Source organism: Pseudomonas sp. (assembly GCF_030690725.1).
Lineage (GTDB): Bacteria > Pseudomonadota > Gammaproteobacteria > Pseudomonadales > Pseudomonadaceae > Aquipseudomonas.
Genome location: NZ_JAUYGD010000037.1, coordinates 79,310 through 93,633 on the forward strand (window position 1 = coordinate 79,310; position 14,324 = coordinate 93,633).

At 60.5% G+C, this 14,324-nt stretch carries 13 protein-coding genes; 4 read left to right on the forward strand and 9 right to left on the reverse strand.

The genetic code is table 11. The features are described from left to right. The first annotated feature begins 34 nt into the window (after positions 1-34). Entirely contained in the window at positions 35-802 is a 768-nt protein-coding gene (locus Q8O69_RS09560) for an SDR family oxidoreductase (RefSeq protein WP_305591599.1), read from the forward strand. 59 nt (positions 803-861) lie between these two features. Here Q8O69_RS09560 and Q8O69_RS09565 read toward each other — a convergent pair whose 3' ends face one another. Next, the gene (locus Q8O69_RS09565) at positions 862-1,509 is read right to left on the reverse strand and encodes a hypothetical protein (protein WP_275962635.1); all 648 of its coding nucleotides are present in this window, start codon (positions 1,507-1,509) and stop codon (positions 862-864) included. A 102-nt stretch (positions 1,510-1,611) separates the two neighbouring features. Between Q8O69_RS09565 and Q8O69_RS09570 the strand changes: the two genes are divergently transcribed. Further along, positions 1,612-2,397 (forward strand): TSUP family transporter, encoded by a 786-nt coding sequence (locus tag Q8O69_RS09570; RefSeq protein WP_275962634.1) that lies wholly within the window; start codon positions 1,612-1,614, stop codon positions 2,395-2,397. On the opposite strand, the gene nudC is transcribed toward Q8O69_RS09570, so the two are convergent. The 7 genes from nudC to Q8O69_RS09605 all read right to left on the reverse strand — a co-directional run bounded on the left by nudC (position 2,365) and on the right by Q8O69_RS09605 (position 10,366). Further along, entirely contained in the window at positions 2,365-3,192 is an 828-nt protein-coding gene (gene nudC / locus Q8O69_RS09575; RefSeq protein ID WP_275962633.1) for an NAD(+) diphosphatase, read from the reverse strand. The two genes, Q8O69_RS09570 and nudC, sit on opposite strands and share 33 nt — an antisense overlap. Before the next feature lie 2 nt (positions 3,193-3,194). Beyond that, entirely contained in the window at positions 3,195-4,874 is a 1,680-nt protein-coding gene (locus Q8O69_RS09580; RefSeq protein ID WP_305591602.1) for a ferrous iron transporter B, read from the reverse strand. A gap of 50 nt (positions 4,875-4,924) precedes the next feature. Next, positions 4,925-5,737, reverse strand: coding sequence for a crotonase/enoyl-CoA hydratase family protein (locus tag Q8O69_RS09585; RefSeq protein WP_305591604.1), 813 nt, complete (start codon positions 5,735-5,737; stop codon positions 4,925-4,927). A 239-nt stretch (positions 5,738-5,976) separates the two neighbouring features. After that, a complete protein-coding gene (locus Q8O69_RS09590) occupies positions 5,977-8,235 on the reverse strand; it encodes an Orn/Lys/Arg decarboxylase N-terminal domain-containing protein (protein ID WP_305591606.1) in 2,259 nt (752 codons plus the stop codon). Between the two features lie 129 nt (positions 8,236-8,364). Further along, the gene (gene dnaQ / locus Q8O69_RS09595; RefSeq protein WP_305591608.1) at positions 8,365-9,108 is read right to left on the reverse strand and encodes a DNA polymerase III subunit epsilon; all 744 of its coding nucleotides are present in this window, start codon (positions 9,106-9,108) and stop codon (positions 8,365-8,367) included. Beyond that, a complete protein-coding gene (gene rnhA, locus Q8O69_RS09600) occupies positions 9,101-9,553 on the reverse strand; it encodes a ribonuclease HI (RefSeq protein ID WP_296127834.1) in 453 nt (150 codons plus the stop codon). Before rnhA ends, dnaQ begins: the two co-directional genes overlap by 8 nt. Before the next feature lie 51 nt (positions 9,554-9,604). Beyond that, positions 9,605-10,366, reverse strand: a complete 762-nt coding sequence (locus Q8O69_RS09605) for a class I SAM-dependent methyltransferase (protein WP_305591611.1) — start codon at positions 10,364-10,366, stop codon at positions 9,605-9,607. 74 nt (positions 10,367-10,440) lie between these two features. Here Q8O69_RS09605 and gloB point away from each other — a divergent pair, with 74 nt between their 5' ends. Both gloB and Q8O69_RS09615 read left to right on the forward strand, forming a co-directional pair. Beyond that, positions 10,441-11,214 (forward strand): hydroxyacylglutathione hydrolase, encoded by a 774-nt coding sequence (gene gloB, locus Q8O69_RS09610; RefSeq protein WP_305591613.1) that lies wholly within the window; start codon positions 10,441-10,443, stop codon positions 11,212-11,214. A 98-nt stretch (positions 11,215-11,312) separates the two neighbouring features. Beyond that, a complete protein-coding gene (locus Q8O69_RS09615) occupies positions 11,313-12,890 on the forward strand; it encodes a lytic transglycosylase domain-containing protein (RefSeq protein WP_305591615.1) in 1,578 nt (525 codons plus the stop codon). Here the strand turns inward: Q8O69_RS09615 and Q8O69_RS09620 are convergent, their stop codons facing one another. After that, positions 12,891-14,315, reverse strand: a complete 1,425-nt coding sequence (locus Q8O69_RS09620; protein WP_305591617.1) for an HDOD domain-containing protein — start codon at positions 14,313-14,315, stop codon at positions 12,891-12,893. Positions 14,316-14,324 lie beyond the last annotated feature (9 nt).

The window sequence follows — 14,324 nt, forward strand, 5'->3', positions numbered from 1 at the left end:
GCCGAACAGGCCTCTCATAAGAAAGGAAAAGCCCATGTCCAAGACCCAACTGTTCGACCTCGACGGCAAGATCGCTTTCGTTTCCGGCGCCAGCCGTGGCATCGGCGAGGCCATTGCCAAACTGCTGGCCCAGCAAGGCGCTCACGTCATCGTCTCGAGCCGCAAGATCGACGATTGCCAAAAAGTCGCTGATGCCATCATCGCCGACGGCGGCAAAGCCACCGCAGTGGCTTGCCATATCGGCGAAATGGAGCAGATCAGCAACGTCTTCGCGCAGATCAAAGAGCAGTTCGGCCGTCTCGACATCCTGGTCAACAACGCCGCCACCAACCCGCAGTTCTGCAACGTGCTGGACACCGACCTGTCGGCATTCCAGAAGACCGTCGATGTGAACATCCGCGGCTACTACTTTATGTCCATCGAAGGCGGCAAGCTGATGAAGGCCAATGGCGGCGGCAGCATCATCAACGTGGCCTCGATCAATGGCGTTTCGCCGGGTGAGTTCCAGGGCATCTATTCGGTGACCAAGGCCGCGGTGATCAGCATGACCAAGGTCTTCGCCAAGGAATGCGCGCAGTTCGGCATTCGCTGCAACGCCCTGCTGCCAGGCCTCACCGACACCAAGTTCGCCTCGGCACTGACCAAGAACGATGCCATCCTCAAAATCGCCTTGCAGCGCATCCCGCTCAAGCGCGTGGCTGACCCGAGTGAAATGGCTGGCACCGTTCTGTACCTGGCCAGCGATGCCTCCAGCTACACCACCGGTGTGGCGCTGAATGTGGACGGTGGCTTTCTCTCCTGAGAAAAACTGTCCACTAAAAAAGGCGACCCAAGGGTCGCCTTTTTTACATCCACTGGCAGTTATTGCCAGTCTTTCAGCGCCTGCTTGGCTGCCGGGTTCATCGGTTCAGCAAGCAAACCGGCGGGCGTCAAGTTGATGCTGTACACCGCCTCATCAGCCAGCGGCAGGTAAGTCACCCGGCGCGCCTGCGGATCGAAGATAAACAGGTCATGCTGGCCCAGTCGCAGCCAGCGCCACAGATCGATGCCGTAAGGGCTGCGCGCCAGTTCGACGCGGGTGTGCTGCGCCAGGCTCTGCTGCTCGATGGAGAGAAAACGCCCCGAGAGCTTTTCCAGGCGATAACCCGGTTGTAGACCGATCAACGCAGCCAGGCCCTTCCATTGCAGAAAGCGCGCATCCAGCTGCCAAAGATCGCCCTCCATGGTCAGCGTGCGCTCACGGCCGCCCTCCAGCACACTGACGCGATACAGCGGGCCGTCCGCCTTGAAGCTCAGCGTGGCCAGCGGCTTTCCTTCAGGAATGGCTGCATAGCTGCGCAAATCGTTGGCCAGCAAGCCAATCAGCGCCGCCAGGGCGAGAAATGCCAGGCCGCAAGTGCCACGCAACCAACCGAGAAACCACTGCCTATTGAACAGAATGCGCGCCGCAATAAACGCTGCCAGTAACCCCAGCAATGCCGTTGCCCATGCCAGTCCGCCGTATTGCATCGCCGTGCATTCCTTATGCTTGAAATTGCCGGCATTATGCGCAGCTACCTGGCTGTAGAACAGCAAGAGAACACCACAATTAGACACAGGACGTGTTTTTAAATGGCTTTCCCGTTTGAACTCAGTGTTGACCTGACCACCCTGGCAATTCTCGCCCTGGTCGCGTTTATTGCCGGTTTTATCGATGCCATTGCCGGCGGTGGCGGCTTGCTGACCATTCCCGCGTTGCTGACTGCCGGCCTGCCGCCGCACCTGGCCCTGGGCACCAATAAACTCAGCTCGACCTTTGGCTCGGCCGCCGCCAGCTACACCTTTTACCGGCGCAAACTGTTTGACCCCAGCCAATGGCGCAATGCCTTGATCGGTACGGCGGTCGGTGCCCTGCTGGGCGCCGCGATGGCGCAATGGCTGCCGTCGGAGTGGTTGAACCAGTTGTTGCCAGCCGTGGTATTTGGCTGCGGCCTGTACCTGCTGTTTGGCAAAACTCCAGATGCGCCGCTGCTCGCCGAGGCGCCGATTGCCAAAGGCCGGCAGTGGCCACAAAGCCTCAGCCTGGGTTTCTATGATGGCGTGGCGGGCCCGGGTACTGGCGCCTTCTGGACGGTCAGCAGCCTGCTGCTCTACCCGCTCGATCTGGTCAAGGCCAGCGGCGTGGCGCGCAGCATGAACTTCGTCAGCAATATCTGCGCGCTGACCGTGTTTATCATCAGCGGGCAAGTGGCCTGGTTGCTGGGCATCTGCATGGGCTTGGCGTTGATGATCGGCGCGTTTCTCGGCGCGCGCACGGCGATCAAGGGCGGCTCGAAATTTATCCGCCCGGTGTTCATTCTGGTGGTCTTGGCGTTGACCGTGCGCCTAGCCTGGCAGCACTGGTTCGGGCAGGCCTAGGCGGCGCGCCACATAAACGTCGATCAGATAGCGGGCAATCGAACGCGAAGCCGGCAATGGCGGCAGGTCATGTACGCTGAACCACTGCGCATCCTCGATTTCATCGACCTGCATTACGATATCGCCACCGGCGTATTCGGCATGGAAGCCCAGCATCAGTGAATGTGGGAACGGCCAGCCCTGGCTGCCGAGGTACTGCAGGTTGCTGATCTCGACCCCGACCTCTTCGCGCACTTCACGGGCTACGCAGTGCTCGACTGATTCACCCGCTTCAACGAAGCCAGCCAAGGTGCTGTAGACCCCAGCGACAAAGCGCGGCGAGCGCGCCAGCAGAATCTCATCGCCGCGAGTAACCAGCACAATCATGCTCGGTGAAAGCCGCGGGTAATGCTGCAGCTCGCAGCGTACGCAGTGCATCGCGCGTTCGCCCGGCACATGCTGCATCGCTCCCCCGCAGCTACCACAGAAACGGTGCTGGCTGGCCCAGGTGCCAATCTGCGTGGCGTAGCTGAGTAACTTGAAGGTATCTGCATCGCCCTGCAGCATAAATTGGCGCAGGCTCTGCCAGGCACAGCCAGGCATGTCGAAGGGCTGGCTCAGCTCCAGCAGGTAGACCGCATCACCATCAAAATGGCCAAGGCCATGCTCGGCGATAATCGGCAAATCCTGCTTTTTCAGCCACTCACGGGGAAACAGCACACCGTTGCTGTCCGCAAGAAAGTGCTGCTTGCAGTGCGCGACCACCCAACCACCGGGTTGCTGACTATCAAGCAAAGTGGGCTGCCAGCGTTGCATGCTCAAGCCCCCAGCGGCATGCCCAGGGCCCGCACGCTTTCTGCGGCGAGATCAAGCACGCTTGGCTGGGTTTCCGGACGCATCACCGCACCGGCTTCGAGGTAGTACTCAAGACTGCTCAAGGCATCGGCAAGGGTTTCCAGCATCTGCTCGGACGGCATCTGCGGCGCATCGAACATATGCTGCTGGATGTAATCGGCGCAGGCACCGACCAACAACGCAGCGCGCTCCTGACCAAGGAACCACAACCCGCCGCGCACGGCTTGCAGGCTGAACGGTACGTTGGACAGCTGCATGCGCTCACCACCCGACTCCAGGTACGCGGTAATCGCTCGCTTGGCCAGGGCCAGGCCAGCCTGGGCCTCATCGACGACGACGATGCGGGCTTCATTAAGCTGATGCAGGGCAAAGGAGTCAGCCTCTTCGCCTGGCTGCGCCTGGGCAGGACGCGTTTCACGGCGCTCGCCGCGCTCCAGGCTGGCAACCATGCCTTCAACGTACAGCACGGCATCGGCCAGTTTGTGCAGCTCCTGAGGCGCTGGTGCACTCTCCTCACTCCAGCTGGCAACGATTTGCAGCTGAGCGTTGAGGGAGTTGCCAGCCGAACTCAGGCCGACCATGCCGAGGGTCTTGCTCAGCTTGCCGAGCAAGGCATGCAGGCTATTGAGGCTGTCGCTTTGCAGAGTGCCACGCTCGATCAAGTCGAGCATGTCCTTGACGCTGTTGAGCTCTTCACGGATCGCCGAACTCAGCGAACGCATGACCGCCTGCCCAGGCCCTGCCAGACGCTGGTATTCCTCTTCCAGCAGGTGATCGGTAAAGGGCAGCGGCGTCAGGCCGAATACTTCACTGAGGGCTGTTGCCAGCGGCCCACGGCTGTCCGCCAAGGCCACCAAGTAGAGCAATTCCTTGAGCAGACCACGAGGCGCTTCGTACTGCCCATTGACCAGCATCTGCTTGAGTTCGCGGTCAATCCGCGAAAACAGCTGTTTACGCGATTTGCGCGCCAACAACTGCCCCTCGACCTGCGCCTCAACGGCCGCCGCGCCGACCCAGCACAGGCGACCGCGCGGCTCGTTGGCAAACAGGTTATCGAGCCGCGTCAGCGCGCGGCCCATCAGTTTGAGGCTGGCCTGCGGGTTCTGCTCACGGATAAAACCCAGCAGCCCCACTTGATACATGTGGCGCAGACGGCGCCCTTCACTTTCACGCGCCGCACCATCAACCGATGGCGGCGAGGTACGCGGACGAGCGTGATCAAGGCGCACGCTGAAAAAGAAGCTTTCCGGCAAGGCGGGCTGGCCGCCGGCCAGACGTAGATCGTTGATCGCCGGCAGCAGCAGTTCCGGCATTTCCTGGCGATGCGCCTCAACGTTTTCCAGATAGCGGCGCAGTACGTGCAGCGCGTTGCTCAGCGCGGAAAGCTGTACATCACGCTCTTCACCGGCACCGGCGGGAATGTCGGTGGCCTGGTCCAGTACTTCCTGGGCCAGCAGCTCGGCACCGGCCAGCTCGATCAGGTTCAGCGTGCCGCGTACCTGATGCAGGTTTTCCACGGCTTGCTGCAGCAGGCTGCCGTTGTGACGGTCGGCGATAAAGTGTTCGAGGCTCGACTCTGCCTCTTCCATGGTGGTGAACAGTTCATCGCGCACCAGATTAAGCGACGTGGCTCCAGAAACCATGAGCTATTGCGCCTCCCGCGTCGGTGATAAAAACAGGTGGAAGGACAGCATCAGTCAGCGAACTCCGGTTTCTGCTTGCTCATATGAGCCGTCATGGCCACTCGCAGATCCGCCGATTGCAGCATGGCGGCGTTCCAGGTGGCGATATATTCCAGGCCGTCATCGACCCGGTGATCACGCATGTAGCGAATCATTTCCTTGGTGCCACGAATGGCCACCGGCGACTTGCTGGCGATCTCACGGGCAATGCCCATCACGCCATCAAGCAGTGCATCGGCATCGGCGTAAGTGCGGTTGACCAGGCCAATGCTGCGCGCTTCTTCACCATCGATGGTACGGCCGGTAAAGGCCAGTTCGCGCATCATGCCGTCACCGATAATGCGCGGCAGACGCTGCAGGGTGCCAACGTCGGCGGCCATGCCGATGTCGATTTCCTTGATCGAGAACTGCGCGTCAACGGTCGAGTAACGCATGTCACAGGCCGAGATCAGATCAATCGCGCCACCCAGGCAATAGCCTTGAATGGCTGCAAGCACCGGCTTACGGCAGTTGTCCACGGCATTGAACGAGGCTTGCAGTTCGAGAATCTTGCGTCGCAGTTTTTCGGCATTACGGCCAACGTCCGGGCCCAGCTGGCTGCCGACGGAGGCCAGCATCATCAGGTCGATGCCCGAAGAGAAATGCTTGCCCGCACCGGAGATCACCACTGCACGCACTTCATCGGTGTCATCGGCCCAGCGGAAAATCTCGATGATTTCGCGCCAGAAGTCCGCGTTCATCGCGTTGACTTTTTCCGGGCGATTGATCACCACATGGGCGACCTTATCTGCCAACACGACATTAAAGGCTTTGTAGTCGGACACGGCAGTCATCCTCGGCTGGGGCGCAAGCGCACAATGAAATCTTCTTATGCTAAAAATCGAGCAACTATAACAACCAACTGACAAATGTCGATGCTGGCCACTGTGACGCAGAACACGTCATCAAAGTTAAGCTCAATTTTTACTTATCGGCGATAAGCACTTGATCTACTGAGAAAGACTGGCGGCAAGCCGACACATAACGTCGGCGCCGCCAGATAGAGCAGCAGTCCAGAGCAGGATCAGGCCTTGATGCAGTCCACGGTGTAGACGCCTTCCTCACGTTGTAGGCCATGCACATCGGCATCGAAACCAGGGAAGCTGCGGTCAAAGGTGCGGGCAAAGGCCAGGTAATCGATGATCGAGCGGGTCTGCGCAGTAAAGCGCTCACCCGGCATGATCAGCGGAATACCTGGCGGATATGGCACCAGCATCACCGCGGCAATGCGGCCTTCCAGTAGCTCAATCGGCACCGCCTCTACTTCACCACGCACCAGCTGGTTGTAGGCATCGGCCGGTTTGATCGCCACTTCCGGCAGCACCGTGTACATGCGTTTGAGCGCTTTGGCCGTGGCGTTTTCGCGATAGCAGGCATGCAAGGCATCGCACAGATCGCGCAAGCCCATGCCCTGATAGAAGGTCTTGCCCGCCTGAGCAATCGAAGGCAATACATCGCTTAATGGCAGGTTGGCGTCGTAGCTGCGTTTGAACTCCAGCAGCTCGGTCAGCAGCGTGCTCCACTTGCCCTTGGTAATGCCCATGGAGAACAACACCAGGAAGGAATACAGACCGGTTTTCTCCACCACCAGGCCGCGCTCCCAGAGGAACTTACTGACCACCGCTGCCGGAATGCCGCGCGCATCCAGCTTGCCATCGGCCGTCAGCCCAGGCGTTACCAGAGTGACCTTGATCGGGTCGAGCAGCACGTAATCTTCGGCTACATCGCCAAAGCCATGCCAGTCGGCTTGCGGTTGTAACAGCCAATCCTGGGTCACCACATCATCGGTGCCTTCGGCTTTGGCTGGTTGCCAGATGCTGAACCACCAGTCGTCACTACTGAGGTTCTGCCGCAGATTGGCCAGGGCACGACGGAAGCTCAGCGCTTCATCGAAAGTTTCCTGAATCAGCGAGCGACCCGCCGGCCCTTCCATCATCGCCGAGGCCACATCCAGCGAAGCGATGATGCCGTACTGCGGCGAAGTGGAGATGTGCATCATAAAGGCTTCGTTGAAACGATCCCGATCCAGTTGGCGCACGCCGCCATCCTGCACATGAATCATCGACGCCTGGCTGAAAGCCGCCAGCAGCTTGTGCGTCGAGTGAGTGGTAAACACCAGCGGCGCATCTTCAGTGCGAGCAGTGCCCATACCGTAACGCCCGGCATAGAACTCGTGAAACGCCGCATAGGCGTACCAGGCCTCGTCGAAATGCAGCACTTCGACGCTGTTGCCTAGGGTCTGCTTGATCAATTCTGCGTTGTAGCACAGGCCGTCGTAGGTGGAATTGGTCACCACCACCAGCTTGACCATCGCCCCGCTGCTGCTCGGCACACGGCCACGCGCCAGCGGGCTGGCATCGATCTTCGCCTGAATCGACTCACGGCTGAATTCGCTCAGCGGAATCGGCCCGATAATGCCCAGCTCGTTGCGTTCCGGGCACAGGTACAGCGGGATCGCGCCGGTCATGATTATCGAATGCAGAATCGACTTGTGACAGTTGCGATCCACCAGCACCAGGTCATCTCGGCCAACCATGGAATGCCAGACGATCTTGTTCGCAGTCGAAGTGCCGTTGATCACGAAGTAGGTGTGATCGGCGCCGAAGTTACGCGCCGCGCGGGCTTCAGCCTCGGCCAGAGGGCCGGTGTGATCAAGCAGCGAGCCCAGCTCCGGCACCGATACCGAGAGGTCGGAACGCAGGGTGTTCTCGCCGAAAAACTGGTGAAACGCCTGCCCCACGGGGCTCTTGCGATAGGCCACGCCGCCGCCATGGCCGGGCGTGTGCCAGGAATAGTTGGACTGCGCGGTGTGCTGCACCAACGCCTTGAAGAATGGCGGCAACAGGCAATCCAGATAATTGCGCGCGGCGCGGGCCACCTGGCGAGCAAGGAACGGCACGGTGTCTTCGAACAGATAGAGAATGCCGCGCAACTGGTTGAGATCCACCATGGCCTCGGCCGGTGCGTTCTCGATGGTCACCTGCTCGCCGAGGGCGAAAATCGGCAACTGCGGTGCACGACGGCGAGCGATGCGAATCAGCTCGACCATGTCCTGTAGCAGGTTCTTGTTTTCACCCGCACCTTCGGCGGCGACCAGAATGCAGGCCAAGCCGTGATGGGTAGAAGCAACGATGCGCCCCTCGGCAGAGCTGGCGGTGGAAAGAATGCTGAAGCCGTCCTGCTCCAGTTCTTGGGCGATGGCGCGTACCCGGTCACCGGCCACGGTATCGGCCTTGATGTCACGGTGCACGATCAGGACGGGGAACTTGAGGTCTTTATACATTGTGGCGTCCCTGGGAGTGACAGACCCTAGCCTGCCTATCGCCTCAGGGTAGAGGCTGGCTCCGTCAGGCGGAACCCCCTCTGCGTGACGCTGTACGAAAAGGTCGCGAGTGGATAACTCGCGACGCGATCAGGCTTCGACCTTGGGCTGCTCCATCTGCACCCAGAGCGGCGGCGCGCCAGCGGATTTTTCGATAATCGCCAGACGCGCGGCATGCTCGGCAAGCTCGGCAGCACTGGCCTGGATCACCCGCGTACGCACGCGCTCAGCGGGCAAGCGGCGGATCGCGCTGGGTTGCTGACGACCATTGCTGTCGCCTTCCGAGCCATCGCCAGCCAGGGACAGATTGGTCTGCCCGCCGGTCATGGTCAGGTAAACGTCGGCGAGAATCTCGGCATCGAGCAAGGCGCCGTGCAGGTCACGGCCAGAGTTGTCGACGCCATAGCGTTTGCACAGTGCATCGAGGTTATTGCGCTGCCCTGGGTGGCGCTCGCGAGCCATCATCAGGGTGTCGAGAATCGAGCAGTGCTCGCTGATATCAGCGCGGTCATCCTGCTTGATCAGGGCAAACTCGTTGTTGATAAAACCAACGTCGAACGCCGCGTTGTGGATGATCAGCTGCGCGCCCTTGATGAATTCGAAGAACTCATCGGCGACTTCCTTGAAGCGTGGCTTGTCCTTCAAGGCATCATTGGTGATGCCGTGGACGGCGATTGCGCCTTCATCGATCTCGCGATCCGGCTGCAGGTACACGTGAAAATGCCGCCCGGTCAGGCGCCGGCCGATCAGTTCGACACAACCGATTTCGATGATCCGATGACCATCGGCCACCGGCATACCGGTGGTTTCTGTATCGAGCACCACACTACGCATGCTTCAACCCTCTTACTTCATCAACACCGCGATTGGCCAACTGGTCGGCACGCTCGTTCCCTGGATGGCCGGTATGGCCGCGCACCCACTGCCAGGTGACGTTATGCCGGTTTACCTGCTCATCCAGCTGCTGCCACAGGTCGGCATTTTTCACCGGCTGCTTGGCGGCGGTTTTCCAGCCGCGCTTCTTCCAGTTCGGCATCCAGTCCTGAATGCCCTGCATCACATACTGCGAGTCGGTAACCAGGCGCACATCGCACGAACGCTTCAACTCGGCCAGGGCGCGGATCGCGGCGGTCATTTCCATGCGGTTGTTGGTGGTATCGGCTTCGCCGCCCCACAACTCTTTCTCCACACCTTTGAAAATCATCAACGCACCCCAGCCACCAACGCCAGGATTGCCCTTGCAGGCGCCGTCGGTGTAGATCTCGACCTGTTCACTCATGTATCTGCAATCTCTCGCTCAATTAATCCGGCCGATTCTATGTTCTGCCATCTACTTCTGTGGCGTTTCGCGGCGGCTGACTTTGGCCACGGGCATCGGTAGCAGCTTGCCCACCGGTTGCCGGCTGGGTTGGCGCAACGGCCGCAGCCCTACCACCAGCTTGCGGGCTACCAGCACGTAAAAACCGCCACCGGGTGGTTGCCAGGCCGCGCCCAACCGCTCCAGTCCAGCCAGCCGCGCCTGCCAGGCCGGCGCAGAAAGCGGCGGACGATAGCACCCGAAGCGGCGTTTCTCCAGCGCAAAGCCCAGCAGGTGCAACCAGTCGCTGACCCGGCTGGGCGCAATACAGCGGGCCTGGCGCAGCGCATCGCGGGTAAACAGATGACGCATGCCCCAGCTGCTCATCAGGTTGATCCCAACGATCAGCAGGTGACCGCCCGGGCGCACGCTGCGCGCCGCTTCACGCAGCAGACCGTGAGGCGACAGGCTGAAATCCAGACCATGCTGCAACACCACCACATCGGCGGCGTGTTCGGTCAACGGCCAGGACTGCTCCTCACAGACGATCTCCACGCCTTTGAACGGCGCTCCCAGGCGCACACTGCGCTGAATTTGCTGAGCATCCGGCGGCGTGTCGGCGGCTGGACCGTAATGCACTAAATAGCCGCCAAAGAAACGCGCCAGCTCTTCCTCCAGCAATTGCCGCTCCTGCTCCAGCAGCAACTGCCCGAGCGGACCGCCCAGCCAACTGCGCGCGGCGGCGATAAGGTCGAGCCATTCACTGTCTGCGAGGGCAAAAGGGTGATCGGACATAAGAAATACCTGCATAGCCAGCACCGCCATTGCGTCCTAAGATGCACCTTTGTGCCCTGCTTAGCGACCCACTGATGATTAAAATCGACGCCCTGCCTGCATTCTCCGACAACTATATATGGCTGCTGCAAGACGCCGAACAGCGCCGCTGCGCAGTTGTCGACCCGGGTGACGCCGCCCCGGTAGAAGCCTGGCTGGCGGCCAACCCTGGCTGGCAGTTGAGCGATATTCTGATTACTCACCACCATTTCGATCATGTCGGCGGTATTGAGCGGCTAAAGGCAGCCACCGGCGCTCGGGTATTGGGCCCGGCCAACGAAAAGATCCCGGGGCGGGATCTGGCGCTGCGCGACGGCGACCAAGCCGACGTGCTGGGCCAGCGTTTCAATATCTATGAAGTGCCCGGACATACCCTGGGGCATATCGCCTATATCCAGCCCGAGCAGCACTGGCTGTTCTGTGGCGACACACTGTTTGCTGGCGGTTGTGGTCGCCTGTTTGAAGGCAGCCCCGAGCAGATGCACAACTCGCTCAGCCGCCTGGCCGCCCTCTCCGAACAGACTCAGGTGTTCTGCACCCATGAATACACCCTGAGCAACCTGCGCTTTGCCGCAGCCGTTGAGCCGGACAACGCGGAAATCCAACAACGCCTGGCGCAGGTCAGCCAATGGCGCGAGGCCGGAAAAATCAGCCTGCCGTCATCAATTGGCCTGGAGCGTGCCACCAATCCCTTTTTGCGCAGCGCGCAACCGTCGGTCGGAGCCCGTATCAGCGAGCGCGAAGGGCCTGCAAGCCGCTCGCCAGCGCAGGTGTTCGCCGCGTTACGCGCCTGGAAGGACCATTTCTAAACCTCGACAACCACACAAAAGACTGGTTAAAACTTGACCAAGGGCAGGCTGGTTCCTAGAATCGCCCGACCTTTTCGCCGGGAAGTACACCGCCGCCAATGCCCCTATCACCACGCAAGACCTTGAATTTAAAGGCATTGGCACAAAGCGCTCAGTCGCTTGTGGTGATCATGTGCGTAACCCTGGCCGGTTGCCAGACCAGCAACCAATACCGCCCTGACAGCGGCCGCGACACCGACCGCGCGGTCGGTCTTGAGCAAGAGCCGGAATGGCTCAACAGCAGCGTGGCGCCAGCCCCCGAAGAACCCAAAGACATCTGGGAACGGGTGCGCAATGGCTACCAGCTGCAGGACACCATCACCCTCAACCCGCGCATCGAACAGCAACGTCTGTGGTTCGTCAGCAACCCCTCGTTTATCGAGAAAGCCGGCGAGCGCAGCAGCCCTTATATCCACTTTATCGTTGAGCGCCTGGAACAGCGCAATATGCCGATGGAGCTGGCGCTGCTACCGATGATCGAAAGCTCCTACAACCCGCTGGCCTACTCCCATGCCCATGCCGTCGGGCTGTGGCAGTTCATCCCGTCCACGGGACGCAACTTCAACCTGCGCCAGACCAACTGGTACGACGGCCGCCGCGACGTGATGGCCTCAACCGATGCGGCGATCAGTTACCTGACGCGCCTCAAGGAAATGTTCAACGGCGACTGGCTGCTGGCCCTGGCGGCTTATAACGCTGGCGAAGGCCGGGTCAGCCGGGCGATTGAGCGTAACCAGAAGCTTGGCCTGCCGACCGATTACTGGAACCTCTCGCTGCCAGTAGAAACCCAGAATTACGTGCCCAAGCTGCTGGCCCTCTCGCAAGTGGTAATGACGCCGCAAGCCTATGGCGTCAGCCTCGCGCCGATTGCCAACGAACCGTATTTCGAGAAAGTTGCATTCACCCAGCGCATGGACCTTTCGCGCGTCGCCGCCATGGCCGACCTGGATGAAGACGAGCTGTACCTGCTCAACCCTGCATTCAAGAAAGGCATAACCCTGGATGGCCCGCAGCACCTGCTGGTGCCAACCGACAAGGCCGAACTGCTGACCGCCAACCTGTCGCTGATGAAACCGCAAGAGAGGGTCGACTGGCAGCAGTACCGGGTGCGCTCAGGCGACAGCCTGCACAGCATCGCCAACCGCCATCAGCTAACGGTGAACACCCTCAAGGACATCAACAAGCTCTCCGGCAACAACCTGCGCATCGGCCAGATGCTCAGTATTCCCGCGCAGCCCGGTGTGCCGGCGCGCGAGCCCGTGTTCCAGCGCAGCGTCGCACACAGCGCGCCAAGCCGTACCTACCGGGTGAAAAACGGCGACAACCTCTGGCTGATCGCTAAGAACCACAATGTTGCCGTCAAGGATGTGCAGCGCTGGAACAAGCTATCCGGCAACAGCCTGCGGGTCGGCCAGGTACTCACCTTGCAAGCCAGCGCACCCAGCCGTGGTGCGAGCGGTAGCAGTGGCGGCGCCCCCCGGCAGAGTGCGACCTATTACAAGGTGCGCCAGGGCGATTCGCTGTACCTGATCGCCAAGCGCTTCAAGGTGCCAATGAAAAGCCTGCAAAGCTGGAATCCGAAAGCCGGCAAAGCGCTCAAGCCAGGGCAGACCTTGACCCTGTACAGCCTCAACTGATCAGGCCTTCTTGCTCATCGCCTCCAGGCAGCGCCCGGTCAACTGGGTAAAGCGTTGAAAGGCGACAAACTGCTCATGCTTCAACGCCCGCCCGGACACCCGACTGTCGGCATACAGCAGGCCAATTTCGCGGGTGCCCGCCAATAGCGGTGCAATAAAGAACATGCCCTGCCCCAGGCGCTGGCGAATCGGCTGGGTGACCAGCTCATTAAGGTTGTAACTGGCGGGCACGCCCATCCAGAGCGCTTCTTTATTACGCAGCGCATAACTGAAGATATGCGGCTGCTCTTGCTGCGCCACGGGCAAGACGAAGTCATGGCTCCAGCCCTCGGTGCCTTCGCCAATCACCCGTTTGGCACGGAAACAGCTCTGCCCGTCGGCCAGCACCACCAGCATGATGCGTTCCAGCCCGGCACCCTGATGCAGGCCCTTGAACAGCGTATCGAGCACCAGACCGAGATCGCCTCGACGCGAAACCATCAGGCCGAGGTCCTGCAAAGCCTGTTGCAATATCAGCAGATTGGGCTGTAACAGGCGCGCCTTGCGCTGCTCCTGCTGCAAACGGATCTGCTCCGGGTCGGTATTGGGGATCAGTTTGCACAGCTGGCTGGCGCCGAAGGTCGCCGCCATCTTCACGGTTTCCTCGGCGCTGGCCAGCACCTGTTGCATGGCCTCCTGCGCAGTCACCCCGATAAAGCTGGCCAGTTGGCCGACCAGAGCCTCCATGGCCGGGGTATCCCAGCCATCCAGCGCGGCCTGACTGATCTTCGCCCCTAGGGTCACGGCTTTGACGGCCGGGTCATTCTGGCTGGTCGACTGATGCGCCAGGCTGACGGTGTCGCCCAGGTTCCAGCTTTTCACCAGCGCCAAACTCAGTTGGCGAAAACTGGTGCCCAGCAGTTGCATGACCACCTCATCCTCATCGACACCCGGCTGAGCCAGGGCGCTGGCTAGATCATCCGCCGCATCGCCGGCGCAGCCCCAGAACGCCAGCTCACCGACGTTATGTAACAAGGCGGCGATAAACACTTCCTCATCATTTTTCGTCAGCACGTAGCCGGCGATATTGCGCGCCTGCACGGCGGCATGAAACGAGCGTGCCAGCAATTCAGCAAGTTGATCGCGAGAGCTGCGCGCCAGCAGGCCGTCGATCAGGCTGACCGACAGGCCGATCTGCCGTACGTTGTCGAAGCCGATCAACACGATGGCCCGGGAAATGGTGCGAATAGGCTCTTGAGAGGGGTTGTAGTACACACTATTGCCGATACGCAGCACCTTGGTGGTCAAGGCCGCATCGCGTAGCAGAACGTCTGCCAGTTGCTGCACAGAGGATTTGTCGCCCAGGGTCAAACGATGCAGATCCTGCACCACCGCGGCCAGGGCGGGTAATTCGGCTTGGTTGAAGTGATCGATCCATGACTGCAAACCATGGCA

What these genes read in the sequence shown, in the direction of transcription:
- Q8O69_RS09560 (WP_305591599.1), top strand. Translation starts at nt 35, where the DNA reads ATGTCCAAGACCCAACTGTTCGACCTCGACGGCAAGATCGCTTTCGTT.
- Q8O69_RS09565 (WP_275962635.1), bottom strand. Translation starts at nt 1,509, where the DNA reads ATGCAATACGGCGGACTGGCATGGGCAACGGCATTGCTGGGGTTACTG.
- Q8O69_RS09570 (WP_275962634.1), top strand. Translation starts at nt 1,612, where the DNA reads ATGGCTTTCCCGTTTGAACTCAGTGTTGACCTGACCACCCTGGCAATT.
- nudC (WP_275962633.1), bottom strand. Translation starts at nt 3,192, where the DNA reads ATGCAACGCTGGCAGCCCACTTTGCTTGATAGTCAGCAACCCGGTGGT.
- Q8O69_RS09580 (WP_305591602.1), bottom strand. Translation starts at nt 4,874, where the DNA reads ATGGTTTCTGGAGCCACGTCGCTTAATCTGGTGCGCGATGAACTGTTC.
- Q8O69_RS09590 (WP_305591606.1), bottom strand. Translation starts at nt 8,235, where the DNA reads ATGTATAAAGACCTCAAGTTCCCCGTCCTGATCGTGCACCGTGACATC.
- dnaQ (WP_305591608.1), bottom strand. Translation starts at nt 9,108, where the DNA reads ATGCGTAGTGTGGTGCTCGATACAGAAACCACCGGTATGCCGGTGGCC.
- rnhA (WP_296127834.1), bottom strand. Translation starts at nt 9,553, where the DNA reads ATGAGTGAACAGGTCGAGATCTACACCGACGGCGCCTGCAAGGGCAAT.
- Q8O69_RS09605 (WP_305591611.1), bottom strand. Translation starts at nt 10,366, where the DNA reads ATGTCCGATCACCCTTTTGCCCTCGCAGACAGTGAATGGCTCGACCTT.
- gloB (WP_305591613.1), top strand. Translation starts at nt 10,441, where the DNA reads ATGATTAAAATCGACGCCCTGCCTGCATTCTCCGACAACTATATATGG.
- Q8O69_RS09615 (WP_305591615.1), top strand. Translation starts at nt 11,313, where the DNA reads ATGCCCCTATCACCACGCAAGACCTTGAATTTAAAGGCATTGGCACAA.